The organism is Fictibacillus solisalsi, from assembly GCF_900103485.1.
Taxonomy (GTDB): domain Bacteria; phylum Bacillota; class Bacilli; order Bacillales; family Fictibacillaceae; genus Fictibacillus_C; species Fictibacillus_C solisalsi.
In genome coordinates this window covers 3,322,852-3,345,440 of record NZ_FNHW01000001.1, presented here as the reverse complement: position 1 = coordinate 3,345,440, position 22,589 = coordinate 3,322,852, and the positions used below count along the sequence as shown (strand labels likewise).

21 protein-coding genes are annotated in these 22,589 nt (G+C 45.2%); 14 read left to right on the top strand and 7 right to left on the bottom strand.

Translation table 11 applies throughout. From position 1 onward, the window contains the following. The first annotated feature begins 23 nt into the window (after nt 1-23). The 9 genes from BLT53_RS16815 to BLT53_RS16775 all read left to right on the top strand — a co-directional run bounded on the left by BLT53_RS16815 (nt 24) and on the right by BLT53_RS16775 (nt 10,756). Entirely contained in the window at nt 24-818 is a 795-nt protein-coding gene (locus BLT53_RS16815; RefSeq protein WP_170834379.1) for an endonuclease/exonuclease/phosphatase family protein, read from the top strand. A gap of 137 nt (nt 819-955) precedes the next feature. Then, complete coding sequence (locus BLT53_RS16810) at nt 956-2,359, top strand: DHA2 family efflux MFS transporter permease subunit (RefSeq protein ID WP_090236429.1); 1,404 nt, start codon at nt 956-958, stop codon at nt 2,357-2,359. Between the two features lie 151 nt (nt 2,360-2,510). After that, nucleotides 2,511-3,188 carry a hypothetical protein gene (locus BLT53_RS16805; RefSeq protein ID WP_090236427.1) on the top strand — a complete coding sequence of 226 codons (678 nt, stop codon included), beginning with the start codon at nt 2,511-2,513 and terminating at the stop codon, nt 3,186-3,188. A gap of 294 nt (nt 3,189-3,482) precedes the next feature. Beyond that, nucleotides 3,483-4,244: an alpha/beta hydrolase gene (locus BLT53_RS16800; protein ID WP_139168419.1), complete on the top strand. Its 762-nt coding sequence runs from the start codon at nt 3,483-3,485 to the stop codon at nt 4,242-4,244. A 152-nt stretch (nt 4,245-4,396) separates the two neighbouring features. Beyond that, nucleotides 4,397-5,413, top strand: coding sequence for an NAD-dependent epimerase/dehydratase family protein (locus tag BLT53_RS16795; protein ID WP_090236425.1), 1,017 nt, complete (start codon nt 4,397-4,399; stop codon nt 5,411-5,413). A gap of 1 nt (nt 5,414) precedes the next feature. Continuing rightward, nucleotides 5,415-6,461, top strand: a complete 1,047-nt coding sequence (locus tag BLT53_RS16790; protein WP_090236424.1) for a dihydrodipicolinate synthase family protein — start codon at nt 5,415-5,417, stop codon at nt 6,459-6,461. Nucleotides 6,462-6,717: 256 nt separating this feature from the next. After that, complete coding sequence (locus BLT53_RS16785) at nt 6,718-8,799, top strand: M28 family peptidase (RefSeq protein ID WP_244520444.1); 2,082 nt, start codon at nt 6,718-6,720, stop codon at nt 8,797-8,799. 130 nt (nt 8,800-8,929) lie between these two features. After that, the gene (locus BLT53_RS16780; RefSeq protein ID WP_090236422.1) at nt 8,930-9,982 is read left to right on the top strand and encodes a lactonase family protein; all 1,053 of its coding nucleotides are present in this window, start codon (nt 8,930-8,932) and stop codon (nt 9,980-9,982) included. A 21-nt stretch (nt 9,983-10,003) separates the two neighbouring features. Continuing rightward, nucleotides 10,004-10,756 carry a hypothetical protein gene (locus BLT53_RS16775; RefSeq protein WP_090236421.1) on the top strand — a complete coding sequence of 251 codons (753 nt, stop codon included), beginning with the start codon at nt 10,004-10,006 and terminating at the stop codon, nt 10,754-10,756. A 108-nt stretch (nt 10,757-10,864) separates the two neighbouring features. Here the strand turns inward: BLT53_RS16775 and BLT53_RS16770 are convergent, their stop codons facing one another. The 4 genes from BLT53_RS16770 to BLT53_RS16755 form a co-directional block, all read right to left on the bottom strand. Next, nucleotides 10,865-11,764 (bottom strand): COX15/CtaA family protein, encoded by a 900-nt coding sequence (locus BLT53_RS16770; RefSeq protein WP_090236419.1) that lies wholly within the window; start codon nt 11,762-11,764, stop codon nt 10,865-10,867. Between the two features lie 154 nt (nt 11,765-11,918). After that, entirely contained in the window at nt 11,919-12,320 is a 402-nt protein-coding gene (locus BLT53_RS16765) for an anti-sigma regulatory factor (protein ID WP_090236418.1), read from the bottom strand. Nucleotides 12,321-12,736: 416 nt separating this feature from the next. Then, nucleotides 12,737-12,958 carry a hypothetical protein gene (locus tag BLT53_RS16760; RefSeq protein WP_090236417.1) on the bottom strand — a complete coding sequence of 74 codons (222 nt, stop codon included), beginning with the start codon at nt 12,956-12,958 and terminating at the stop codon, nt 12,737-12,739. 183 nt (nt 12,959-13,141) lie between these two features. Further along, a complete protein-coding gene (locus tag BLT53_RS16755; protein ID WP_090236415.1) occupies nt 13,142-13,837 on the bottom strand; it encodes a Na-translocating system protein MpsC family protein in 696 nt (231 codons plus the stop codon). Nucleotides 13,838-14,106: 269 nt separating this feature from the next. On the opposite strand from BLT53_RS16755, the gene BLT53_RS16750 reads away from it, so the two are divergent. Beyond that, nucleotides 14,107-14,895, top strand: a complete 789-nt coding sequence (locus BLT53_RS16750) for a TrmB family transcriptional regulator (RefSeq protein WP_090236414.1) — start codon at nt 14,107-14,109, stop codon at nt 14,893-14,895. Between the two features lie 99 nt (nt 14,896-14,994). On the opposite strand, the gene BLT53_RS16745 is transcribed toward BLT53_RS16750, so the two are convergent. Further along, nucleotides 14,995-15,831, bottom strand: coding sequence for an STAS domain-containing protein (locus tag BLT53_RS16745; protein WP_090236413.1), 837 nt, complete (start codon nt 15,829-15,831; stop codon nt 14,995-14,997). A 399-nt stretch (nt 15,832-16,230) separates the two neighbouring features. Here BLT53_RS16745 and BLT53_RS16740 point away from each other — a divergent pair, with 399 nt between their 5' ends. Together BLT53_RS16740 and BLT53_RS16735 are read left to right on the top strand one after the other, a co-directional pair. Then, on the top strand, nt 16,231-17,697 hold the full coding sequence (locus tag BLT53_RS16740; protein ID WP_090236411.1) for a flavin monoamine oxidase family protein: 1,467 nt from the start codon (nt 16,231-16,233) through the stop codon (nt 17,695-17,697). A gap of 431 nt (nt 17,698-18,128) precedes the next feature. Continuing rightward, a complete protein-coding gene (locus BLT53_RS16735) occupies nt 18,129-18,947 on the top strand; it encodes a YihY/virulence factor BrkB family protein (RefSeq protein WP_090236410.1) in 819 nt (272 codons plus the stop codon). Nucleotides 18,948-19,136: 189 nt separating this feature from the next. Here the strand turns inward: BLT53_RS16735 and BLT53_RS24760 are convergent, their stop codons facing one another. After that, complete coding sequence (locus BLT53_RS24760; RefSeq protein WP_139168418.1) at nt 19,137-20,051, bottom strand: C1q-like domain-containing protein; 915 nt, start codon at nt 20,049-20,051, stop codon at nt 19,137-19,139. Between the two features lie 261 nt (nt 20,052-20,312). Continuing rightward, nucleotides 20,313-20,966, bottom strand: coding sequence for an HAD family hydrolase (locus BLT53_RS16715; protein ID WP_090236404.1), 654 nt, complete (start codon nt 20,964-20,966; stop codon nt 20,313-20,315). A gap of 173 nt (nt 20,967-21,139) precedes the next feature. Here BLT53_RS16715 and BLT53_RS16710 point away from each other — a divergent pair, with 173 nt between their 5' ends. Next, entirely contained in the window at nt 21,140-21,883 is a 744-nt protein-coding gene (locus BLT53_RS16710) for a YqcI/YcgG family protein (RefSeq protein ID WP_090236402.1), read from the top strand. Between the two features lie 138 nt (nt 21,884-22,021). Then, nucleotides 22,022-22,588, top strand: coding sequence for a PadR family transcriptional regulator (locus BLT53_RS16705; RefSeq protein WP_139168417.1), 567 nt, complete (start codon nt 22,022-22,024; stop codon nt 22,586-22,588). Nucleotide 22,589: the final 1 nt, after the last annotated feature.

Below are 22,589 nucleotides of genomic sequence, written 5' to 3'. Positions count from 1 at the left end.
AAAGGGACAAAGGGGTGATGAAGATGTCGATGTCGATGATGACCTATAACATAAGGGTTGCTGGTCCGCATGATACAGGAGAACATGCCTGGGAGGAGCGGCGGCCCGTCATGAAAAAGGTGCTGCAGAAGTATTCACCGGATGTGCTATGCACGCAGGAAGGCACATATAACCAGCTTTTGGGGCTCGAGGAGGATCTGCCGGATTATCGATACATAGGCCTTGGGCGGGAAGGCGGATCCAATGGTGAGTTTATGGCAATATTTTATAAAAGCAGCGTATATAGAGTGGTGGCATACGACCATTTCTGGCTGTCTGAAACACCGGAAGTGATCGGATCGGTTTCCTGGGGGAGCGCCTGTACGCGAATGGCAACTTGGGTTCTTCTTGAACACAGGGACACCAGAGAGTCCTTTTACGTGTTGAACACCCATATGGACCATATCTCCGGGGACGCACGCCAAAACGCGGCTCATCTGTTGCTGGAAAGAGCAGGTGCCCTTTCTGAACAGGCTCCCTTGGTGCTAACTGGCGATTTTAACAGCTCTCCCGCTAGTGAGGCTTACGGCATATTAACAGAGAACAGTATCTTTAAGGATACTTGGACCGAGGCAGAAGAAAAGAAGGGCCGTGGTCTTGGGACATTTACGGACTATACAGATGAAAAAGGTGGAGGGGAAGAAAACCGGATCGACTGGGTGCTCGTCACCGACCATTGGAAAGTGAAAAGTGCCGAGATTGTGGACGGCAGAATGAATGGAAGGTTTGCAAGTGATCATTCTCCGGTGTTTGTGAATCTGGAACAGCAAAAGGCTTGAGCGGCTTGGGTCCGTTCAAGCCTTTTTATATGAAAAAATCTAATGAAATTCGAGGCACGTCATTAGCTATCCCATTTTCTTTCAGGTAATATGGGGTTTATCGGATTAATTTAGAAAGGAAATGAGGGTCAATATAGATGGAAACTACAAGTTACAAACAGTCTACCATTGTCACACTTCTTCTTGCGGGGTCGTTCATTGCGATTCTCAACCAAACGCTCATGATTACGGCAATCCCTCCGGTCATGGAGGAAATGCATATTACAGCGAACAGCGCGCAATGGCTGACTACTGTGTTTATGCTCGTGAATGGAATTATGATCCCGGTCAGCGCCTTTTTATTGCAGCGTTTTACAACCAGACAGTTGTTTATTACGGCGATGAGCGTTTTTGCTTTTGGCACATTGGTGGCAGGTATGGCTCCCAATTTCGAGATGCTGCTCTTGGGAAGGGTCATCCAGTCGAGCGGAGCCGGTGTGATGCTGCCGCTCATGCAGACCGTATTTTTAATGATTTTCCCGGTCAATAAGCGCGGTGCCGCGATGGGACTGATTGGTCTCGTCATTTCATTTGCGCCGGCAATCGGCCCTGCATTATCCGGCTGGGTTACTTCCCATTATTCATGGCGGGTATTATTCTTTATCATTTTGCCAATCGCTCTGATCGATATCGTTGTGGCTTATTTTACTTTGAAAAATGTGACCGAAGTGACGAAGCCGCAGGTGGATGTCCTGTCGATTGTTCTTTCCTCGCTCGGCTTTGGCGGTTTGCTGTACGGATTTACAAGTGCAGGGAATAACGGCTGGTCGGCACAAATTACGCTCATATCACTCGCTTTGGGGGCGCTTGCTCTCTTGTTGTTCATCACACGTCAGCTGCGAATGAACCACCCCATGCTGGAATTCAGGGTGTTTACGAAAGGGATTTTTCCTTTTACGGTAATGATTGGAGCAATCACGTTCATGGGGCTGATTGGTTCGGAAACGATCATTCCATTGTTCATGCAAAATATGAGGGGATTCTCTGCGTTTGAGGCAGGCCTTGCCCTGTTGCCGGGTGCTTTGATCTCAGGGTTGATGTCACCGATAACAGGAAGGATTTTTGACCGGATCGGTGCCCGCTGGCTGGCGTTTACCGGCCTGGTGATTATTACGGCCACCTCTCTCGGATTGTCCTTTTTGAATCCATCCACCTCGTTTATGTACATCACCATTTTGTACAGTGTGCGGATGTTTGGTTTATCCATGGTCATGATGCCAGCTTCCACAGCAGGGCTGAATCAGCTGCCAAAACGGCTCATTCCGCATGGAGCAGCTATGGATAATACGATGCGGATGATTGCGGCTTCGGTCGGAACGGCTATCCTTGTCACCGTCATGACGACAGCCGAGTCGAATGCGGCACCAGGTGTGAAGCATGCTGACATTTATGGCGCCAACATGGCCTTTATGGTCATCTCTGCGCTTTCCTTGATTGCACTTGCCCTGACGTTCTTCATTAAGGACCGAAGCATGGCAGAAGAGCCGATCGAAGAGAGATAAGGAACTTGCAAGCAGTATAAAGTAGTAAGAAGCAAAATCCATAATTATAAGGGTTTTGCTTTTTTGTTTTTCTAAATTTAAATCAGTAAAAATATAAACTAATAAGTCGATATTACATTCGTTGAAAGATTCTATAAAAGGGAGATAACGAATGAAAAAGTACTTGTTGTTATTTATTGTTTGTCTAGTCACAGTAACATGTATGGCCAGCAGTGTTTCAGCCAAAGGAGTAAATACAAAAAACAGTAGGATGTCATTTACGGTTTTAGACTCAAAAGGAAAAAAGTATAGGATTTATATAAAGGCATCAAAGGAGAGTTTTAAAAAGGGAAGCTATGATAAATGCAGTTGGAATTGTCCTTGGGCCGGGGTCAATAAAGGAGATAAATTGTACAAAGGAAATTATAAAGTTTACTTAAAGTCGGGCAACAAAAAACCATCCTATACAAAGGTTCATAAAAACAATTACATTTACAACAAAACTAAAAAAATGATCTATTATATTCCCTCAAAATATAAAGGGCAGCCAGATTTATTTGGATTTGCGGAGACAGGAAGCTCTAACTTCGAATCCATAACCTTTTATTATGTAAAGAATGGAAAGCTTTCTAAAATAAAAAAAGAATTCTGGTATACAAAAAGGCCTCATATTGCTGGAAAGAATAAATATGAATTAGCTTCTTACAATAATGATACAGGCAAATGGACCATTTTTACATATAGCTTTAATTTTTCAAAAGGTACAACAAAGAAATTAATAAATAAATCCTATAGTTATGCAAAAGGGGAGTCTATTATCAAAAAGTGGAAGATTAGTTGGGAAGGCTAATTCAATTAGTTTCTATAAACGAAAGCATATGACCCATAAGGGTCATATGCTTTTCTTACTTTCGAAGAAATTTAATAAAAAAACCAATGATAAATATGACGAACAGAACCAAGCAACCACAATGGATATGGGTAAAAATTGAACGACTAAGTCTTCTGGGCCTGTGTTGTAATAGGTATATTCTTTTTTCATTAACATCCTCTATACCCTTTGTCATTTTTCCTGGTTATACCATTTAGACTGTTCTTATAAAGGATATTTTAAAAGAGTAACTCTTTCATGCTATGATAAACGGTGGATAACATAGAGCAGTCAGGAGGGGTACCCATTAGTCTGTTAATCAATGAAAACCGCATGCACAGCAAACAGTTGAACCGCGATATCGAGGTGAAATGGCTGTTTTCGGACCAGCTGCAGGAAGGGGATGTGCAGCTCCTCTTCGTGCAGGACGGGTATTATTACATGAAGCTCGGAGGGCTTCAGGAAACGTTTGAAAAGTTATTGGAGGAAAAGCCTGAGCTGGCGTCCAACCTTGTGATGGTTACCGTCAGTCCGGGTTCTCCTTCACAACGGCGGGAGGTTTACCATCCGCATGGGGAGCACTTTAACGATTTCACAGAATTCTTTTATGAAGAAGTGCTTCCTGATGTACAGCAAAAGCTCAAAGCTATCAATATGAATGTGGTGAAGATGGGCCTGATTGGTGATTCACTGGCCGGGGTTATTTCTTTATACCTTGCCATGCAAAAACCTGAATGCTGGTCGCACCTTCTTTTGCAGTCTTCAGCATTTGATGAAGAAATGGCAGAGGAAGCGCAACGGCAGATCGTGCACCCGGACTGGAAAATCTATCAGGTCGTCGGTCAGCGGGAAAACAATTTCAAGTCCCCGGTGACGGGAGAGATTGCCCACATCTACGATGGCAATCAGCGCATGATGGAGGTTTTTGAGGAGAAGGGGCTTTCCCTCGATTATCATGTCGAGGATGAGGAACACAGATGGGTCTTTTGGAAAGAGGACCTTCCGCGGGCACTGTGTTTCTTTTTAAAAAATTAAATTTTAAGCCAGGCATCGTATGAAGCGGTGCCTGGCTTTTTTTATGAATTATGGACGGATTTATGTCGTTTTTTTACAGGATGGTGCATTATATCATGAAAGTATGGAAGGAATATTATCGCTCTAATTAAAACTGAAAATGAGGTGAAATCATGAATACCATGCAGGAACTGGAAGAAGTGATGACAAGGCCGTCAGAGCGGCTGATTGAAGATATAAAACAGCTTAATGGAGATATTATGATTTTAGGAATTGGAGGGAAGATGGGGCCGTCAATGGCGAAGCTTGCCAAACGGGCCATTGACGCAGGAAATCTATCAAAGCGTGTAATCGGTGTCTCGCGCTTTTCTTCCGGCACGCTTCGCACGGAACTGGAGGAGGCGGGAATTGAAACCATCAGTGCAGATCTGTTGAGAGAAGAGGATTTGCTAAGGCTGCCAGAGGCGGAGAACATGATTTATATGGCAGGCCATAAATTCGGCACAACCGGCAATGAACAGTACACGTGGGCGATGAATACGTATTTGCCCGGCCGTGTGGCGGAGCGGTTTCCCAATGCACGTCATGTGGTATTTTCCACTGGAAATGTATATCCCCTTGTTCCCTTGGCACAGGGAGGGTGCGATGAAACACATCCTGTCCATCCTGTCGGTGAGTATGCGCAGTCCTGTCTTGGCAGAGAACGAATTTACTCCTACTTCTCCCGCAAGAATGGCACACCGGTTACGTTGTTTCGGCTGAACTATGCCATTGATATGAAATACGGAGTTCTATTGGAAATTGCCAAACAGGTATATCAAGAAAAGCCGGTCGATGTGAGGATGGGCCATGTAAACGTGATTTGGCAGGGAGACGCTAACGAATATGCGCTTCGTTCATTGCTTCTAAGTGAAAGCCCACCTGCTGTTCTGAACATCACGGGTCCTGAAACGGTGTCCATCCGCTGGCTGGCACAGCAATTTGCAGCACGGTTCAACAAGCCGGTCACCTTTGTCGGAGAAGAGCAGCCAACAGCTCTGCTTAATAATTCTTCCAAGGCGCATCACTTATTTGGATATCCTTCTGTGTCCTTAAATACTATGATCGCCTGGACCGCAGATTGGATAAAGGGGGACGGTCAGACAATTGATAAACCAACCCATTTTCAGGAAAGGCAGGGAGCATTTTAATATGCTGGAGCCAAAGGTTAAGAAGCTTTTGTTGGATGGAACGGTCATTCCAGCCCATCCCTTGGCCCTGAATCGGAACCGTCAGCTTGATGAAACGAGCCAGAGGAGACTTACAAACTATTATATGGATTCCGGTGCAGGTGGAATAGCGGTTGGTGTTCATACGACCCAATTTGAAATCAGGGATCCAATGTTTAATCTCTATGAAAAAGTGCTGCGGCTTGCGGCAGAAGAAGTAGATAAAAGAGAACTGCAGCACCCGTTTATCAAAGTCGCCGGAATTTGCGGTAGCACCGAACAGGCCGAGAGAGAGGCGTTCATTGCAAGATCTATGGGCTATGATCTCGGTCTGCTTAGCCCTGGCGGACTGAATGACTTAACAGAGGCTGAGATGCTCGAGAGGGCCAGGAGGGTTTCAGAGATTCTGCCGGTGTTTGGCTTTTATCTTCAACCCTCTGTTGGAGGCCGCGTCTTTTCATACGACTTTTGGCGGGCGTTTGCTGACATTCCCAATGTACATGCGATCAAGATGGCGCCTTTCAACCGATATCAGACGCTGGATGTGATCCGGGCGGTCTGCCATTCCGAGAGGCGGGATGAGATCGCTCTTTACACAGGAAACGATGATAATATCGTTCAAGACCTTCTCACTTCCTATGAAATCAATGTGGAAGGACAGACAGTCAGAAAAGAAATTGCAGGCGGCCTGCTTGGACATTGGGCAGTTTGGACGAAAAAGGCGGTCGAACTGTTCGATGAGATCAAGCAGGTGCGTAACAGTGCCAGTATTCCTGCTTCGCTGCTGCAGAAAAGCCTTGAAATTACAGATGCGAATGCCGCTTTTTTTGATGCAGCAAATCGTTTTAAAGGATGTATTGCCGGCATCAATGAAGTGCTCGCCCGTCAGGGGCTCATACAGGGCAATTGGTGCCTGCTTGAAAAAGAGCAGTTAAGTCCCGGCCAGTCTGCGGAAATCGACAGGGTTTATAGAGACTATCCTGATTTAAACGATGATGAGTTCGTTAAGGCATGCATGCAGTCTTACTAAAGTAAAAGGAGGAATCCCTTTTCACAAGGGATTCCTTCTTTATGTCCGGAAAACAAGCCTCCTCCTTTTGACATGTGCCGAAAAGAGGTCCTTTAATAGCTTAATCAAAGGAACACAAGACAAAAGATTCATTTTCCTTCAAATGGAACTTAATAAATTGACTGAATTTACAGACTTCTACTAATATAGTCAAAAAGCGAGGGAGGTTTTATGATTGGGAAAACATGAAAAATCCAGGAGTTCTAGGACGAAGTACATGGCAGGAAGTATGGCGCTTGCCCTGCTGGCATCGGTTGCATTGCCGTTCACTCATGCCAGCGCCGAAACAAAGCAGCAGGATCTCACAGGCTTTGCAAAAGGAACGTACGAAAAGCAGCTGCAGTTTGAGGAACAGCTCAAGAATGGAATCAAGGAAAATAAGATCAAAACCTACAGCAGAGCATTAAGCAAGCGTCCGGCACTTGTCGGTACAAAAGGCAATGATGCCGGTGTCAAATACGCACTTAACCAGCTGAGAAAAGAAGGACTGGATCCCAAAGTCCACACCTACGATGTTTACCTCTCCCACCCCAACAGCGTTTCCGTCACCCAGACCGCACCATTTGAACGAAAATTGAACGTCATGGAAAATCTGAAAAGGAACACCCCGTTTAAAAACGAAGTCGTCGAGGGCTACAATGCGTACTCTCCTTCAGGAAATGTAGAAGGGGAGCTGGTGTATGCCAACTATGGAACGCCAGAAGACTTTGAAACATTGAAAATGCAGGGTGTGTCTGTGAAAGACAAAATTGTCATTGTTCGTTATGGTAAAAACTTTCGCGGCGTAAAGCCTGACCTCGCCTCCCAGAACGGCGCAAAAGGAGTGCTCATTTACTCTGATCCGAAGGACGATGGCTATGTAAAAGGACCGGTTTATCCTGATGGCCCGTGGCGTCCGAGCGATGCCATCCAGCGGGGCAGCATTCTCTACATTTATAATTATCCCGGTGATCCGCTGACACCAGGCAAAGCCTCAGTGAACGGAGTCAACCGCATCAAGGCGAAGAACGCGGATTCCCTTCCAAGAATACCAACGACTCCGATCTCATACGGGGAAGCAAAAGGATTGCTTCAGGCCATGGGAGGAAAGGAAGCGCCGAAAGATTGGCAGGGCGGCCTTCCGTTTAAATACCACCTTGGCAGTGCCGCTTCCAAAGCCCGCATCAACCTCGACATTAAGTATGAAACGAAGCCGATTAACGACATCACCGTAACGTTTAAAGGATCCAAGTATCCGAATGAAAAAGTCGTCATCGGCGGCCACAGGGACACATGGACCTATGGATCAAGCGATAACATCTCCAGCTGGGCGACCATCATGGAAACCGCACGGTCACTTGGCAAGCTGTATGAACAAGGATGGCGCCCTGACCGTACCATCGTTTTGGCGGGCTGGGACGGTGAAGAATACGGTCTGCTCGGATCTACGGAATATGCGGAGCAGCATCAAAAGGATTTGATCAAAAACGCGGTTGCCTACATCAACATGGATGGCATTGCCGGACAATTCTTTGGTGCCGGAGCCGTTCCGTCTCTGAATGATCTCATTTATGATGTGGCGAAAAATGTAACCGAGCCTCGGTCCGGGCTGTCGGTTTATGATGATATGCTCGTTCGCAATAATGGAGAAGAACAGGAGATTGACCAGTTGGGCAGCGGATCCGATTACACAGCCTTCCTTCAGCATCTTGGTGTTCCTTCTGCGGATATTGGTTTTGGCGTGGCCGGCGGGCTGTATCACAGCGCATATGACAATACCGATTCTGTGGAACGGCTGTTTGACCCTGGCTATAAGCACCAGGCAGCAGCTGGCCGATTTACCGGTCTTATGGCACTTCGCCTTGCCAATTCGCAAGTGCTTCCATTCCAGTACTCCGAGTATGCTCAGTCTGTACAAAAACTGCTGGCAGACGTGGAGAAGGATGGAACGCTGGGTGTGGATTTGAGCAATGTAAAAGCTAAGGCACAAGCATGGGAAGAAGCGTCCAAGAACCTTGAAACCTACAGCCAGGACCTGCTTGCCGGAGATAAGGTGAAACCAAACCAGCTTAAGCAGCTAAATAAAGCACTCATCCAGCAGGAGCGTGACCTGATCAATCCGCAGGGCCTTGCCTCCAGAGGCTGGTACAAACACCAAATTTACGCACCGGGTCTTACAACTGGCTATGCGGCACAGCCATTGCCTGCTTTAGTGGAAGCCCAGCAGGCCAATGATTCCGCTGCCTTCGCCAAAGCCGTCAAACAGCTCGAAAAATCTCTGACAAAAGCAACCTGGACAGCGGAAGAAGCGGTCGAATAAGTGGGAAGAACAAGGTATTCCTCATGAATACCTTGTTTTTTTTATGTAAACACTAAGGGTTCTCATGGGTTTAGGAAAGGTGTCGTGTGGTAAAATCTAAGAAACATGATAGAAGAAAGGGGAATTATTCATGACAAAGTATGCAGGATATATCGGAACCTATACAAAAGGTGACAGTGAAGGCATTTACTCGTTTACCCTTGATACAGAAGCACAGAAAATTACAGATATTAAAGTTGAGGCCAAGCTGGGGAACCCTACATATTTAACGATTTCAGAGGACAACCAGTACTTGTATGCCGTAAGAAAAGACGGGGATATGGGCGGAGTGGCAGCTTATGAGATTACCAATGAATCCAGAGGGCTTTCTCACTTGCGCAGCCAGCTCACAGAAGGAGCATCTCCATGCCATGTGAGTGTGGACCGCGAAAACCGCAATGTGCTGACTGCGAACTATCACAAAGGAACAGTTGAGCGGTTTGAGGTAGATAATGAAGAAGGCGGTGTGCACCAGGCTTCGTCCGTCGTCCACCATGAAGGGTCTGGACCGGACAAAAGACAGGAAAAGCCGCATACCCACTATGCCGGTTTTACCCCGGATGAACAGTTTGTAGCAGTGGTTGATCTTGGCATCGACAAGCTGATCACCTACAAGCTTCAGCATGGCGAGCTTGAGGAAGTAAGCAGTTTGTCAATAAAACCGGGAAGCGGTCCCCGCCACCTGGAGTTCCATCCAAACGGAAAAATCGCATACCTCATGACGGAGTTCAGTTCGGAAGTAATCGCGTTGTCCTATAATGCTGAGAATGGCAGTTTTTCCGTATTACAAAGCATCTCTGCGATCCCGGAAAGCTTTTCGGAAAACAACCAGGGAAGTGCGATCCATGTGAGCAAAGACGGCCGATTCGTGTATGCAGGAAACCGCGGACATAACAGCATCGCCGTGTTTAGTGCAGATGCAGATTCAGGAAAGCTGACATTTGTTGAACATACCTCAACAGAAGGCAACTGGCCGCGTGATTTTGAAATTGATCCATCCCAAAAATTTATTGTCGCGTCCAATCAGGAGTCAGGAAATCTTGTTCTTTTTTCAAGAGATGAAAACACCGGCAAATTGACCTTGATCCAATCGGACGTGGCTGTGCCTTATCCGGTTTGTATAAAGTTCATGCATGTAAAATAAGCAGCCCGGGAGCTGAGGGGGATGAACGCACCTGAAGAAATCCTTGCCGTATGGCGGAGATTTGATAATTTCCCAATGGAAAACCTGACCAAAGCGTGGTGTACCCAGCATATGGACAGCCAAAAGCAACGGGAAGTATCACTCATGAAAGAGCATCATGAGCAGTATGGCATGACCGGCAACTGCTTTGATCTGTCGCTGTGGCTGCTCTACGAGCTGAAGGAAGCGGGAATTAAGGCTTACGAAATCGGACGCGGATTAATGACAGATGCGGTTCATGTGGCCGTGATTGCCTTGGATGAAGAGGGACGCCGCTATCTCTGTGACCTTGGCGATCAATGGCTGTCTCCCATTCTATTGGATGTGGAACGTCTCGATGAGAAGTGGCACAAAGGGTTTTTCCCGGCTGCAGAAGTCAGGACGCTGTTAAGCGGCAGTGAGCTTGAAGTACACTACCTGCGGCCCAGCGGCAAAGTATCGAAACAGATATTTGACACTGGTCCGATTGATACCGACGTATTGTGGGAAGCGGCGAATTACTCACAGCAGCATATTAAATCGTTCCCCCAGGTGGAATGCCGGTTGATCTATGCTGGAAAAATCGCCCATTGGGAGATGAACGACTGGCAAAGCTTTTTCAGCACCGAAGAAGGAATCATTCTGGAATCGCCAGCAGGCACACTTGAAGAATGGGCCGATCGGATTGCAGAAAAGACAGGAATTCACAGAAACCTTGTGGAAGAAGCGCTCAGAATCTATCAGGGACTTGGATAACGAGGAAAAATCGGTAACTTACTGGCAAGCAAACATTTTGGTAAACCAGCTTCTATCCTAAAAAGAACCAGGAACACCAATCAGGTGCTCCTGGTTCTTTTTTCATATTTAATAATCCGGCCGTTTGGTTGTCTGTAAGGCAATATAGAAAAGCACCGCAAAAAGGATGGTGATCAATGCCGAGTGAGACAGGGTGGTAAAGATATTCAGGCGGCTGAGTACAACAGCCACACCGCTTACTCCTTGCAAGAGGGTCAAAATTAATGCGAGAAGGGAAGCGTAAAAGATATCGGGCCTGCCGTCTCGCAAATGCCGGATAGAGTAAATAAAGAGTCCAATTACTAGGGCAAGCAAGACAACAGCGGCCACCCGGTGAAGATAATGGATACCGGGGAGTCCCGCTAACGGCAAGAAGTTGCCGGGGTAGCAACCGGGAAAATCGGTACAGGCGAGACTTGCCTTTACGTGGCGCAAATACGCTCCCGAATAAATATCCAAATACGCATAGGCGACTGTCACCCAGGCGAACCACTTAAAGCGCTTGGATACGGATTGTTTGATCAACAAATGCGAGCGGTCCTTTTGGACAACGAACACACTCAAAAGAACAACACCAGTAAAGGCCAGGAGTGAAAATCCAAAATGAAGCGCAAGCACTTCCGCTGATTGCGGCCAAAGTACCGCAGCAGCTCCAATTAGCGATTCAACGACAATAAAACTGATGCCAAGAATGGCAAGACCTTTTACTTCACGGTTACCCCGGTAACGGCGCCATGCCCAGATCGAAAAGATAATAACAACAATTCCTGCGAAACCGGTAATCAAACGATGTGTATATTCAATCATTGTTGCTACGGTATATTCAGGAATGAATTTACCATTACATAACGGCCAGTCACTGCCGCAGCCCATTCCGGAGTCGGTGTCCGTGACAAGAGTACCGGCGATCATTAATAAAAACATAATAACACTTGTAAAGACGGCCATTGTTTTAAAGGCTTTATCCATAGAGAAGAGCTCCCTTTAGTAATATATACTCACACTTGACATCATGGGGTATTAGGAGCCTGTAGTCAACTGAGACGAAGCAAATGACAAACATTTGTCAATAAAAGAAAAACATTTCGTGAACAAAGAAGCAGCCTGAAAAAATGTACAGGGATTATACCCATTTTACAGCAATAATGGTGGTTCCTATACCTGGACATGAGTCGATTAAAAACTCGTCCATCAGCCGCTTCACACCCGGCAGTCCCATACCGAGTCCGCCTGATGTGGAATAGCCGTCTTCAAGAACTCGGCGAATGGAAGGAATTCCGGGCCCCTGATCGGTTGCGGTGAGTTTAATTCCTGCTTTGTCCTGATGAAGTACGGATTCAAATCTTAGCCTTCCCGTTCCGGCATACAAATATATATTTCTGGCCAGTTCAGAAACCGCAGTAGAAATCCGAACCTGGTTAATGGCTGAGAAGTTTAGGGTTTTGGCCAGCTGCTTTACCTTCTGACGCGCAGTGACGATGTCCTGTTCACTATGTATCTCGGTTATGATAGCTGTTTTAAGCATGACAAGCACCCTTCTGCTCCAAAGCTGATGGTTCAATGATGTAGGTATAAAACAAGCGATCATCCCCTTAGGTAAAACGTATATTAAAAAAGCCAAAAAGAAGGCAACCTTTGCCTTTCTTTTTGGCTCACATCTAGTTCCATGCCTAGCTTGTTGCTGCCAGTTATGCGATTGGTTCCAATATAAACATCGCCCTGCCTGAATCCCGTCCAATATTCCAGTCAATGAATGCATCCCGAACTTTAAGTGTTCAGGAGCTTCTCCAATGGCTACTGGTTTGTGCGTTGACATCTACGGTAACTTTTCTATGTATAGTATTCGTGGGTTCCTATTAATTCCCTTCCTTCCTTTGATGAAAACTTTAAATTATTGCAAAAAAATACCGCTTGAAACATCAAGCGGCATTTCTGGAGGGATTAGGATTGTCCCATTTCCCTTGCAGGCTGGGCCTCGAAGCTGCCGGCCTCCATTAGTCTGCTTTCATAGCGGCCGATTTGGTTTTCATAAACAATGGAACTCAACAGTAAAATATCCTCACTGATTTTCTTTTTAAAAAAATCTTTATTGCATGTCTTGTAGTCATGAAGCAATCGACGGAGCTCTTTCATAAACATCGACATCTCGTGTTTGTCAGCCATATCGACAAAACTCCTTTTTGTGAACTTACAAGGGGTGCAGTTAGATAAAATCTCTCTCTACTAATGTACCCGTTTGTAGAGTATTTTTATCTTTTCAGCAAAAAAAGAGCCGAAAAGAAAAGGACCATCCTTTTGCTTTCCGGCTCATGACTGGCACATTGTGTCCAATTCATTACTGCCGCACTAGCTTTTTGGTTTTAAGATGAGCGTAATGATGCTGTTGTCCTTCTCAAAATCCCAATCGACAAAGATATCAAGAATCTCCGCATTCAAAACCTCATCATAGTCATCATTCTGAAGCATAAGGCCTTTTTCCAACGGTCGTTTGCAAATGCGCAGTGTATCGTCAAATCCCATTGAGATTAGCTGCCGCTCAATGGCTACCAAAATCCCTTCCCGTACTATGACAAGGGTTCGGGGACTTAATTTATACGAAGTAATTCGTTCAGGTTCCTTTTGTGCGAGCTTACTCATTTTAATAATCCGGTTATGAATCTCCTGTTTACCTTGATAAGCTTCGCCTTCCGTTAAATCCGCTTGCAGATCATCAAGGCAAACCCCTACGAAAATGCCAGATTGATGCTCAAGATTCCAATCATAATACAAATGCTGTATTTCAATGTCCGTTACACCTTTTATTTGTCCAGTAATCTCAGGTTCAAGTGATTTCATTAAAAGCTCTCTCGTTGTCATTACCCGCATTTCTTCGTTTTGATTTAACAAGATTTGTTCCATGGGTGAGACAAAACCGCTGACATAAACGACGATATAAGGTTTATAGATCGTCACGTGGATTGCTTCCGGCCCTTTGCCGAAATTATCCCTCAATAGCTTTCCGAGATTGTTCGCCAGCTTGGATTGCTGTGCTTTGACTTCCATATATTTCATCCCTTGTAAGAAAGAAGCATTCTATCTTCCTTCCATTTTTTATTTTAGCACCTATATTAAAAAAATCAAACATCTCATAGAAAGAGTTTGTATTCTTTTTTTATCCGTTTTTGTCGCCCATAAAACCTTTTAATTTGTCGAAAAAATGTCTCCTTAGAAAGTGGAACTTGGATTAAAATTGAATTAAAATAAAGGGGTATATAAATATACTCCTTTATCGGAGTTTTAAAAAAAACGGATGAAGACGATGGAGGGACAATATGATTGAACAATTAAAAAAGCTTGGGATGACCGAGCTGGAATCAAGGTGTTACATCACCTTGCATGAAGAGCCTGACCTTACGGGGTACGAAGTGGCAAAAAGGGTTGCGGTGTCCAGGGCAAACGTATATGCCGCTTTAAGGTCACTGACAGAAAAAGGAGCATGCAGGAGCATGGAGGGAGAGACTGTCCGCTATAACGCTGTACCGATCGAGGAACTGGTGCGCCTGTTTCAATCCCAGTTTGAACAGACGTCGAAAGCGCTGATTAAGGAACTAAAAACACCTCCGCGTCCCGCTCCTGCTTTTTACAACTGGCAGGGCAACAAAGGATTGGACTTGGCAATCCAGCGGGTGATTGCAAACACCGAACAGGTAATTGTCCTTGAAATCTGGGCGGAAGATTTGTCGTGGGTCGGAGAAAGCTTGCTTGAAGCGGAAAAGAGAGGCGTGACAGTCGTCCTCATTTCCATCGGGGAGACCGATATCGCGCTTGAGCATGTCATCGTCCGCCAGCTGGAGGACCAATGGCATACAAATGAACGGAAATTTTCAGTGCTGTGTGATTCAAAAACGGTCTTTATTGGGAGCTTTGGAGGCACATTGAAACCGTCATCAGTGGAAACCGACCATCCAGCTATCATTGAAATGCTGAAAAATAACTTTTACCATGATCTGATTATGCAGCAAATTGAGCACGATTTTGCTTCTGATCTCCATCACCGGTATGGTGAAAATTATACAAAACTATTAAAGTATTATATCCATGAGAAAGGGTGGAAGGTGTAAAGGGTGAGACGCAAAACATGCGGCCGGTTTGAATTAAGAAATTGATAAAGAGGCTTTCCCGTGAGTGGGAATTCATGAGGGGAGAGTTGTTGTGGAACTCTATATTCTTACCTTTTTCTTCACATCAAAAAGATGTGCCAGTGCCATTTGCAGGGTGCCAAACTTTATGATTTTCGAAAAATCCAGCCCAAGCTGAATACTTGTCATCGCGATCTCCGGGCGGATACCGGTAATGATGGCCTTGATTCCAACGAGGGAAAGTTGTTCGATCACCGTAAACAATTCTTCTGCAACCGTGGTATCCAGTGTATATACACCTGATAGATCAATAATTAAATAGGTTAATTCCAGGGAAAGAGCTTTCGTCAACGTTTGCTCCTGAATGACGTTCATCCGTACTGAGTCAATATCACCGATCAGCGGAAGCACACCAATCTGTTCATTGATGGGGATGATGGGGACACCCAATTGGGCTATTAAATGTCTCTGGTTGATTTTTTCCTGGTCGGCATAATGATAATGATCGACAAAGACTTCAATAATAATATCGAAGGCGCTGTTGAGCTTAAAGCTCCATGAGCTGATATGGCCGGCTTCCACTTGTTCATGGATGCGTGCAAACTCTTCAATAAACTGCCAGCAAATTTCACGGCAGCGCTTGAAATTCTGTATGATTCGCAGGAGGGGAACACCCTCATGTTCGCGCTCCAGCGCCAGCTCCTTTGCCCACTTAATGAGGTCATATTCGCAGTGAATGAAATGGGCAAGCCCGTCGGTAAATTGAATATGCTGCATACGAAGCTTATCTTCAACTTCCTTTGGGGCATGAATAGAGTAGCGGGAATTTTGCTGTTCGTCCCGGCCGTTCATCCATTCATCAGCCATCTGATGAGAATGGTCGAGCAAGTACATATAAAGCTGTTTTTCAATCACCATTGACTCTTCCTCCAATTGAATAAGAATCTTACATGCAGAATTGCAGTGTCCTTTATTGTCGTCAAGTTGTATATACTGCAGCGATACAGGCAGTGAGGGAAGTAATGATGCCAGCTTAAATGAGGAATGAAATAGTTTGTTGATTTATTGATTTCTCTTGTAAAGAAGCCAACTCCTCTTTTTATACTAAAATAGTATTGTGGCTAATAGTCAACAAAACTCTAAAAGTGAAAAATTAGATTTTCCGGGAAATTTTTTGTCATATAAAAAAGGAAAACTGCAACCCAGTGTACCTTAAACAGGTGAGCATTCCTTCTCGATTGGTTGGCTGATAAAGTTAATTTTCCTACAGTAGACGGCATATAGTGGGAGAAGGCTTTAAGGGTTGGAGGATCAATCATGGCAGAAAGAAGGCTCTTAACGGAAAGCGAGATGATTAACACCATTCGGAATGGGTTGCCGCCGGCAGTGAAACCAAAAAAAATTTTGATAGCAGGAGCTGGGATTGCAGGCCTGGTGGCGGGGACGCTGCTTATGGATGCCGGACACGAGGTCAAAATCCTGGAGGCGTCACAGCGTGTTGGAGGGAGAATATTCTCTGTCAGGGCTCCTTTTACTGAGGGGCATCATTTTGAGGCAGGTGCCATGCGGATTCCGGACACCCATAAACTGGTCTTTGAGTATATTCACCGCTTCAATCTTCCGTATAACCGGTTTGTGGACCGTTTGCCCGAGGATTTGTTTTATGTGAATGGCCGAAAAGTGAAGTCTGCTGAATACAATCAGAATCCCGAGCTGCTCGGTTTTCCTGTTGCGCCGCACGAACGGGGAAAAACGGCCGAGGATTTGATGCGGTATGCCATTGGCCCGCTTGTTGATTACCTGAATCAAAACCCAACAAAGAATTGGCCGATCGTAATCCAGCTTTATGAAAATTATTCGGTGGATGTTTTTTTGAAAAACAATCCGTTTGGCCGGTCGTTATCAGCAGGAGCGGTGGATAAAATTAAGGTGCTGATTTCTCTTGAAGGTTTTCCCGAGCTTTCTTTTCTAGAGACCTTCCGCGACATCCTCCTCATTTTTATTCAGCCGAATCTGCGGTTTTATGAAATTACGGGTGGAAATGACCAGCTGCCCAACGCATTTGTTCCTCATCTCGGGAACCGGCTGCTTTTTGGAAAACGGCTGACCCGTATTATCCAGGATCAAAAAAAGGTAACGTTATTTACGGAAAATCCGGCCAGCAGGTCCACGGAAGAATTTGAAGCTGACCGGGCGATCATAACCATCCCGTTTTCTGTTCTTAACTTTGTTCAGATTGAACCCGAACGTTCATTATCTTATTTGAAACGAAGGGCCATCAGAGAACTTCATTATGTACCTTCCACCAAAGTAGGCATTCAGTTTAAAAATCGTTTTTGGGAACGTGAGGGTTTGCATGGCGGAAAAGCAGTAACCGATCTCGCCTCCCGTTTCACCTATTATCCCAGCCATTATCCAGCTGGGACCCAGTCGGGGGTTGTGCTCGGAAGCTATACATGGGAAGATGACTCGAATCTGTGGAGCTGTCTGCCCAGCCAAACACGAGTGGCAGAAACGCTAAGGTGCCTCTCAGTATTGCATGGCCCGCAAGTTTATGAGCAATTCATTACGGGTACTTCGGTTTCCTGGACGAATAATCCGTTTGCCGGAGGAGCCTTCACGATGTATAAACCATACCAGGAAAAAGAATTCGGAGATGTGGTTTCAACGCCGGAAGGAAGGCTTCACTTTGCCGGAGAGCACGCCACCATGAACCACGGCTGGATACAGGGATCGATAGAATCAGCCATCCGCGCCGCCTATGAAGTGCACGAGAGTGAATAGAGGAAAAGAGCTTCGCTGTTTGGTGCAACAGCGGAGCTTTTTAGTGTCCGATTTGATGAAAATGACGTGATATGCAAGTATTCCTTGTCGAAGCGCAACTAAATCGTGTCGAACCGCAAGTAAATGTCCCCGCACCGCAAGTAAGTCTCTTAAAACCGCAACTAAATGATGTCGAGCCGCAACTATCGCCGCTACAATATCATGAGCTATATAAATTTCGCTAAAATCTCAAAAAAATGATCCGTTTTGGAGGAACTAACGTTAGCTTTAAGTAAAAAAAACAAAAGAGCTTCTAAAAAAGGCGTCAGGCACATAGTTGTTACTACCATGTCCATGAACTGGATTTGTCTTCCATTGCAATCGATTTTCACTTATGTATAATCCTTGTATAATTGATGAATGACCTGCCGGCCTTATGAAAGGAGGCTCATATGACAGCTTCTGCAATTCTAAAAAAACTTGCTAATCGTTTTTTCGCACTACGAGTCTATGATTTGTCTGCTCAGATGGCCTATTACTTTTTAATGTCTGTATTTCCATTTCTGCTGGTCATTTATTCCTTGCTGGCGTACCTGCCAATTAAGGAAGAGAACATTCTGGAGCTTGCGAAACCGTATGCGCCGGAAAATACGTATTTATTAATCGAGAGAACACTGACCTATACGGTGACCCACCAACAGGGAAACTTATTGTCATTCAGCTTACTCATTACATTGTGGCTTTCGTCGATGGGGTTTCAGTGCATCAAGCGTGTCATGAACGACGCTTATGCCATTGAAGTGAAGGAAAGTTTTTTCAAACAGATACTGGAGGGAATTGTTCTCACAATAGGTTTTATGATGGCGGTTCTTTTCTCGGTATTTGTGCCGATTATTGAAGAATTGATGAGGCATTACCTGAACGACGTGTTTACAAGGGATGGTTATCATAAAGTATGGATTTTTCTGCAGTGGGGGATTGGAAGCTTGTTTTTGCTTCTTTTCTTCATTGGACTTTATTATTTCGCGCCAAATGTGAAATTGCACATTTCAAAAGTATTGCCGGGTGCCTTTTTTTCCATGATCGGCTGGCAGCTCGTATCCATGGGCTTTGCGGCTTATGTCAGAGGAAATAACTATTCGGCGCTCTATGGGCAGCTTGGCGGTATTGTGGTACTTATGCTTTGGTTTTACCTGTCAGCAATGACCATCGTTATCGGTGCACTGTTGAATACCATCGTCTATCCGATCAATGAACACAGAAGGGACTGAAGCTCCTCTAAAGGAGGAAGCAGTAAATTCCCGCTTGCCGGAGTGATGAATAAAGATGAGCCTTTCTGCGCTTTGGGCGCGGAGAGGCTCTTTTTGGTTAATCAGGTTTTGGCAGGTAAATGATCTGTTTCCGCAGGTAAATCTCATTAAGACGCTTCTGGCAGGGCCAGAAACGCTTCTCGTCCAAAATTAGCTGGTGCGGGCGCCCTCGAAATAGCCGCTTTCGATGATAATGCTCTGGTTGGTGGTGGAAAACACCACTACACGCACCACGTCTCCAGCGCTTAAGTTCAAGCTGGTCGCACAACCGTTTGCATCAACACAGGCTGTGCCCTGTAGTCCTGCTACAGACAAGGAAGTAACCACTGAATTGTTTACCATTAGACCCAAAGTAACGTTGCCTCTTGTCGCAGCTGTAATACCGCGTACTTTTGTTTGGGCGCAAAATTTGTATACACCTGCACGGGTAGCTGTAAATTGTGAACCGAATACATTATATTCGTTCATTCGATTGTAGATCACGTTGGTGTAATCAACGGGTGTAACCACATTGGGAGCGATCACCTGTCGTGTCGTTGATTCTGCAAGAAAGTAAGAGAACCCGATTGGAACAGGTAAGAAATCTACAATCGGCCCTGGAATTCTGCACAAATCCATCCGCGGTTGCGAACTTGAACTGGAGCTGCTGCTCTCCTGCTGCGGGCTGGAACTGGAGCTTGAACTTGACCTTCTAGAACTTGAACTGGAGCTGCTGCTTTTCGGATCAGGACAATAGGAACTGCTCTCCGGACAAGAGCTGCTTTCAGAGTGATGACTGCTTTCCGGGCAAGAGCTGCTCTCATGCATTACGTGGTGGCCCTTCTGGCAATGGCAGCTGCTGCTCTCTGAATAATGAAAGCTGCTTTTCTTGTGGTGGCAGCTGCTAAGTTTTACGTTGGGCGTGCTGCTTTCGAAGTGAGGGCTGCTTTCAAAGCGGGGCAGACTGCTCTCTGCCTGGAGAGTGCTACTTTCGAGACAAATATATTTGCTTTCATAGCTGGAGCTGCTGCTACTGCTGCTTTCCCGGCAATGACAGCATCTGCAGTTCCTGTATCTTTTACGCATATATCTTCCTCCATATAGTATTTAGGTTTCTACACAAAACGTGTTTCTAGCAGTGTATGCGGACAGGAAGAATATGCTTGGACATATATCTTGGTCAGGTTATCTAAAAGAGATATCCGATTACATCATGGTGGCTGGAACAGTAAGTTTTGCATTCTGTGAGAAAATTTTTATTTTAGCCAGTAAGTCTGGCCAGGATTTAGCATTCCTGGCTCCAGGGAACACAAAAAGAACGCCCTGCATCACTGCAGGACGCTCTTTTCATCTCAACCGAGTCTTGGCTCCTTCCAAAAAATCTACAAAATCACTGATATTTTCAAAGGTTTGATCGGGTTGGTGGCTGAATTCTTTCGTTTGCACCTCAGGGAGCCAGTGAACACCGACGGTTCGAATCCCGGCTCGTTGCCCGGCTTCAATGTCAGAGTCGCTGTCACCAAGGAATATGACGTCTCCCATTGAAACACCAAGCTGATCAATCGCTTTTAGCACGCCTTCGGGATGGGGCTTTGGTTCACTTACATCATCCCCAGTCATAATCACATCAAACAATTCCCTCATGCCCAGTTTTTCCAGAGAGATGTCCAGACTGCGGCGGCTTTTCCCGGTCATAATTCCGAGTTTCAAGCCTTTATCCTTTAAGGAACGAAGCAGGTCATCCATTTCGGAATTGGCGTTCACCAAATCTGAATGCTTATCTTCATACGTTTGATAAAACGCCTCGATGGCGCTTTCCTTATCAGAATGCTCAAGCTGCTGCTGGATGATCACCGGTTCCACTGGCCCGAACATTTCTTTAATTTCTTCGTCTGTAAAATCTTTATCATCATATTTTTTAAAAACCGTTTGAAAGGAATGGTAATTCACTGGCAGCGTATTGGCCACTGTACCATCAAAGTCAAAAATAATTGCTTTCACCTCGACACCTCCATGCCGTCCTTTTCCCGAAATGGCAGACTTTTATTCCTGTTTGAAAACGTACTCTCTCCATTCTATTAACGTGAACAGCATGATCGATCGCCACCGGTACATTCACCTGATTGGCCCACCAGGAATACATTGGTACGAATGGTTTTCAGGGAGTGGGGCGTATGTTATATGACAGCGATACAATCAGGAGAGAGAAACTGGCGTTTTGGCAAGAACGAGCGATTGATGAGTTTGAGAGAAGGATGAGATCGACAGCACATCCGTTTCCGTGTATTCCAGCAACGATTGGTGAGTCTCTGCGCCAATTTCGTTTTGGATTTGCCGGAAATCCCGGCCACACATCCTCGGTGGAGGATTTGGCGGGGCTGCTGGAGGAATATACAGCATGCGCAAGGGACTGCGGAGATTATACGTCCCTTATCGTGTTTTATGAAACACCATGGGAAATGGCGGAAAGCATGGAGGTGGAGGAGTATGAACAGCTGTTTTGGAGCCAACTGGCGGGTTTGGCCGAACAGGACCCGAGTGAATGGCCAGCCCATATACCGAACGACCCCCATCAACCTCTGTGGGAGTTTTGTTTTCATGGGGAGCAGTATTTTATGTATTGCGGCACACCGGCACATGTCAACCGTAATAGCAGGTATTTTCCCTGTTTTATTTTGGCCATTACACCAAGATGGGTGCTCGAGAGATTCAATGCTTCTCCGTCAAGAGCGTCCAAAATAAAAAAAAGGATTCGTGACCGTCTGAAGAAATATGATGCGATTGATATTCATAAGGATTTGAAAACGTACGGAAATGAAGATAATTACGAATGGAAGCAATATTTTTTGCATGATGACGATACGACAGTTTCTAAATGCCCTTTCCACCGGTTTTTTAAAAAAGGGAACCGCCAGTAACGAGATGATAGCAATTTAGTATGTTCCGCCTTCAAACACGAAGGTGGAATTTTTTACGTTTTGGTTGACAATTCATTAACCGGTGAATATAGTTTTATTAAAACCGTTTTAAAAAAACTATTCGAAAGAAGGGGAACCATGTATGAATTGCTTGTTTTAAGCCTGTTAATGAGATTTCCTCTTCATGCTTATTTGATTTCCAAAATTTCCAATGATACCACCGGGCCATGGGAACAGGTAAGCAGGGGAACGCTTTCCACATTATTGAACAAATTGGAGAAGAGGAAGTTGATTCAAGAAACGGCCGCTACAGACGTTCCATTTCCAAGTGAACGGTCGTCACGCACATTTGAGATCACAGATAAAGGGAAAGAACGTTTCATTGAATTGATGCTTGATACAGAAAAGAACATGGGCAATTACCAAAAACTGTTCCACATTAAAGCTCTCTACTTGGACTTAATTGATGATGGGGCCAGGGTGATGCTTGTTAATCATTATCTTGACTATTGTCAAAGGGCCCTTGATCATTTGCGGAAGCAGCAAGCCGAGTTTGAGCAAAATCCCGACCAGACCGAAAAGCTTGACCAAGTGCATTACTTTTCAACGATTGAGGGTTTAATGCAACTAGGGGAAGAGCAATGGAATTCTGAAAAGTTATGGGCAAACACCTTAAAAGAAAGAATTCAAGGGAGAGGAGATTGAT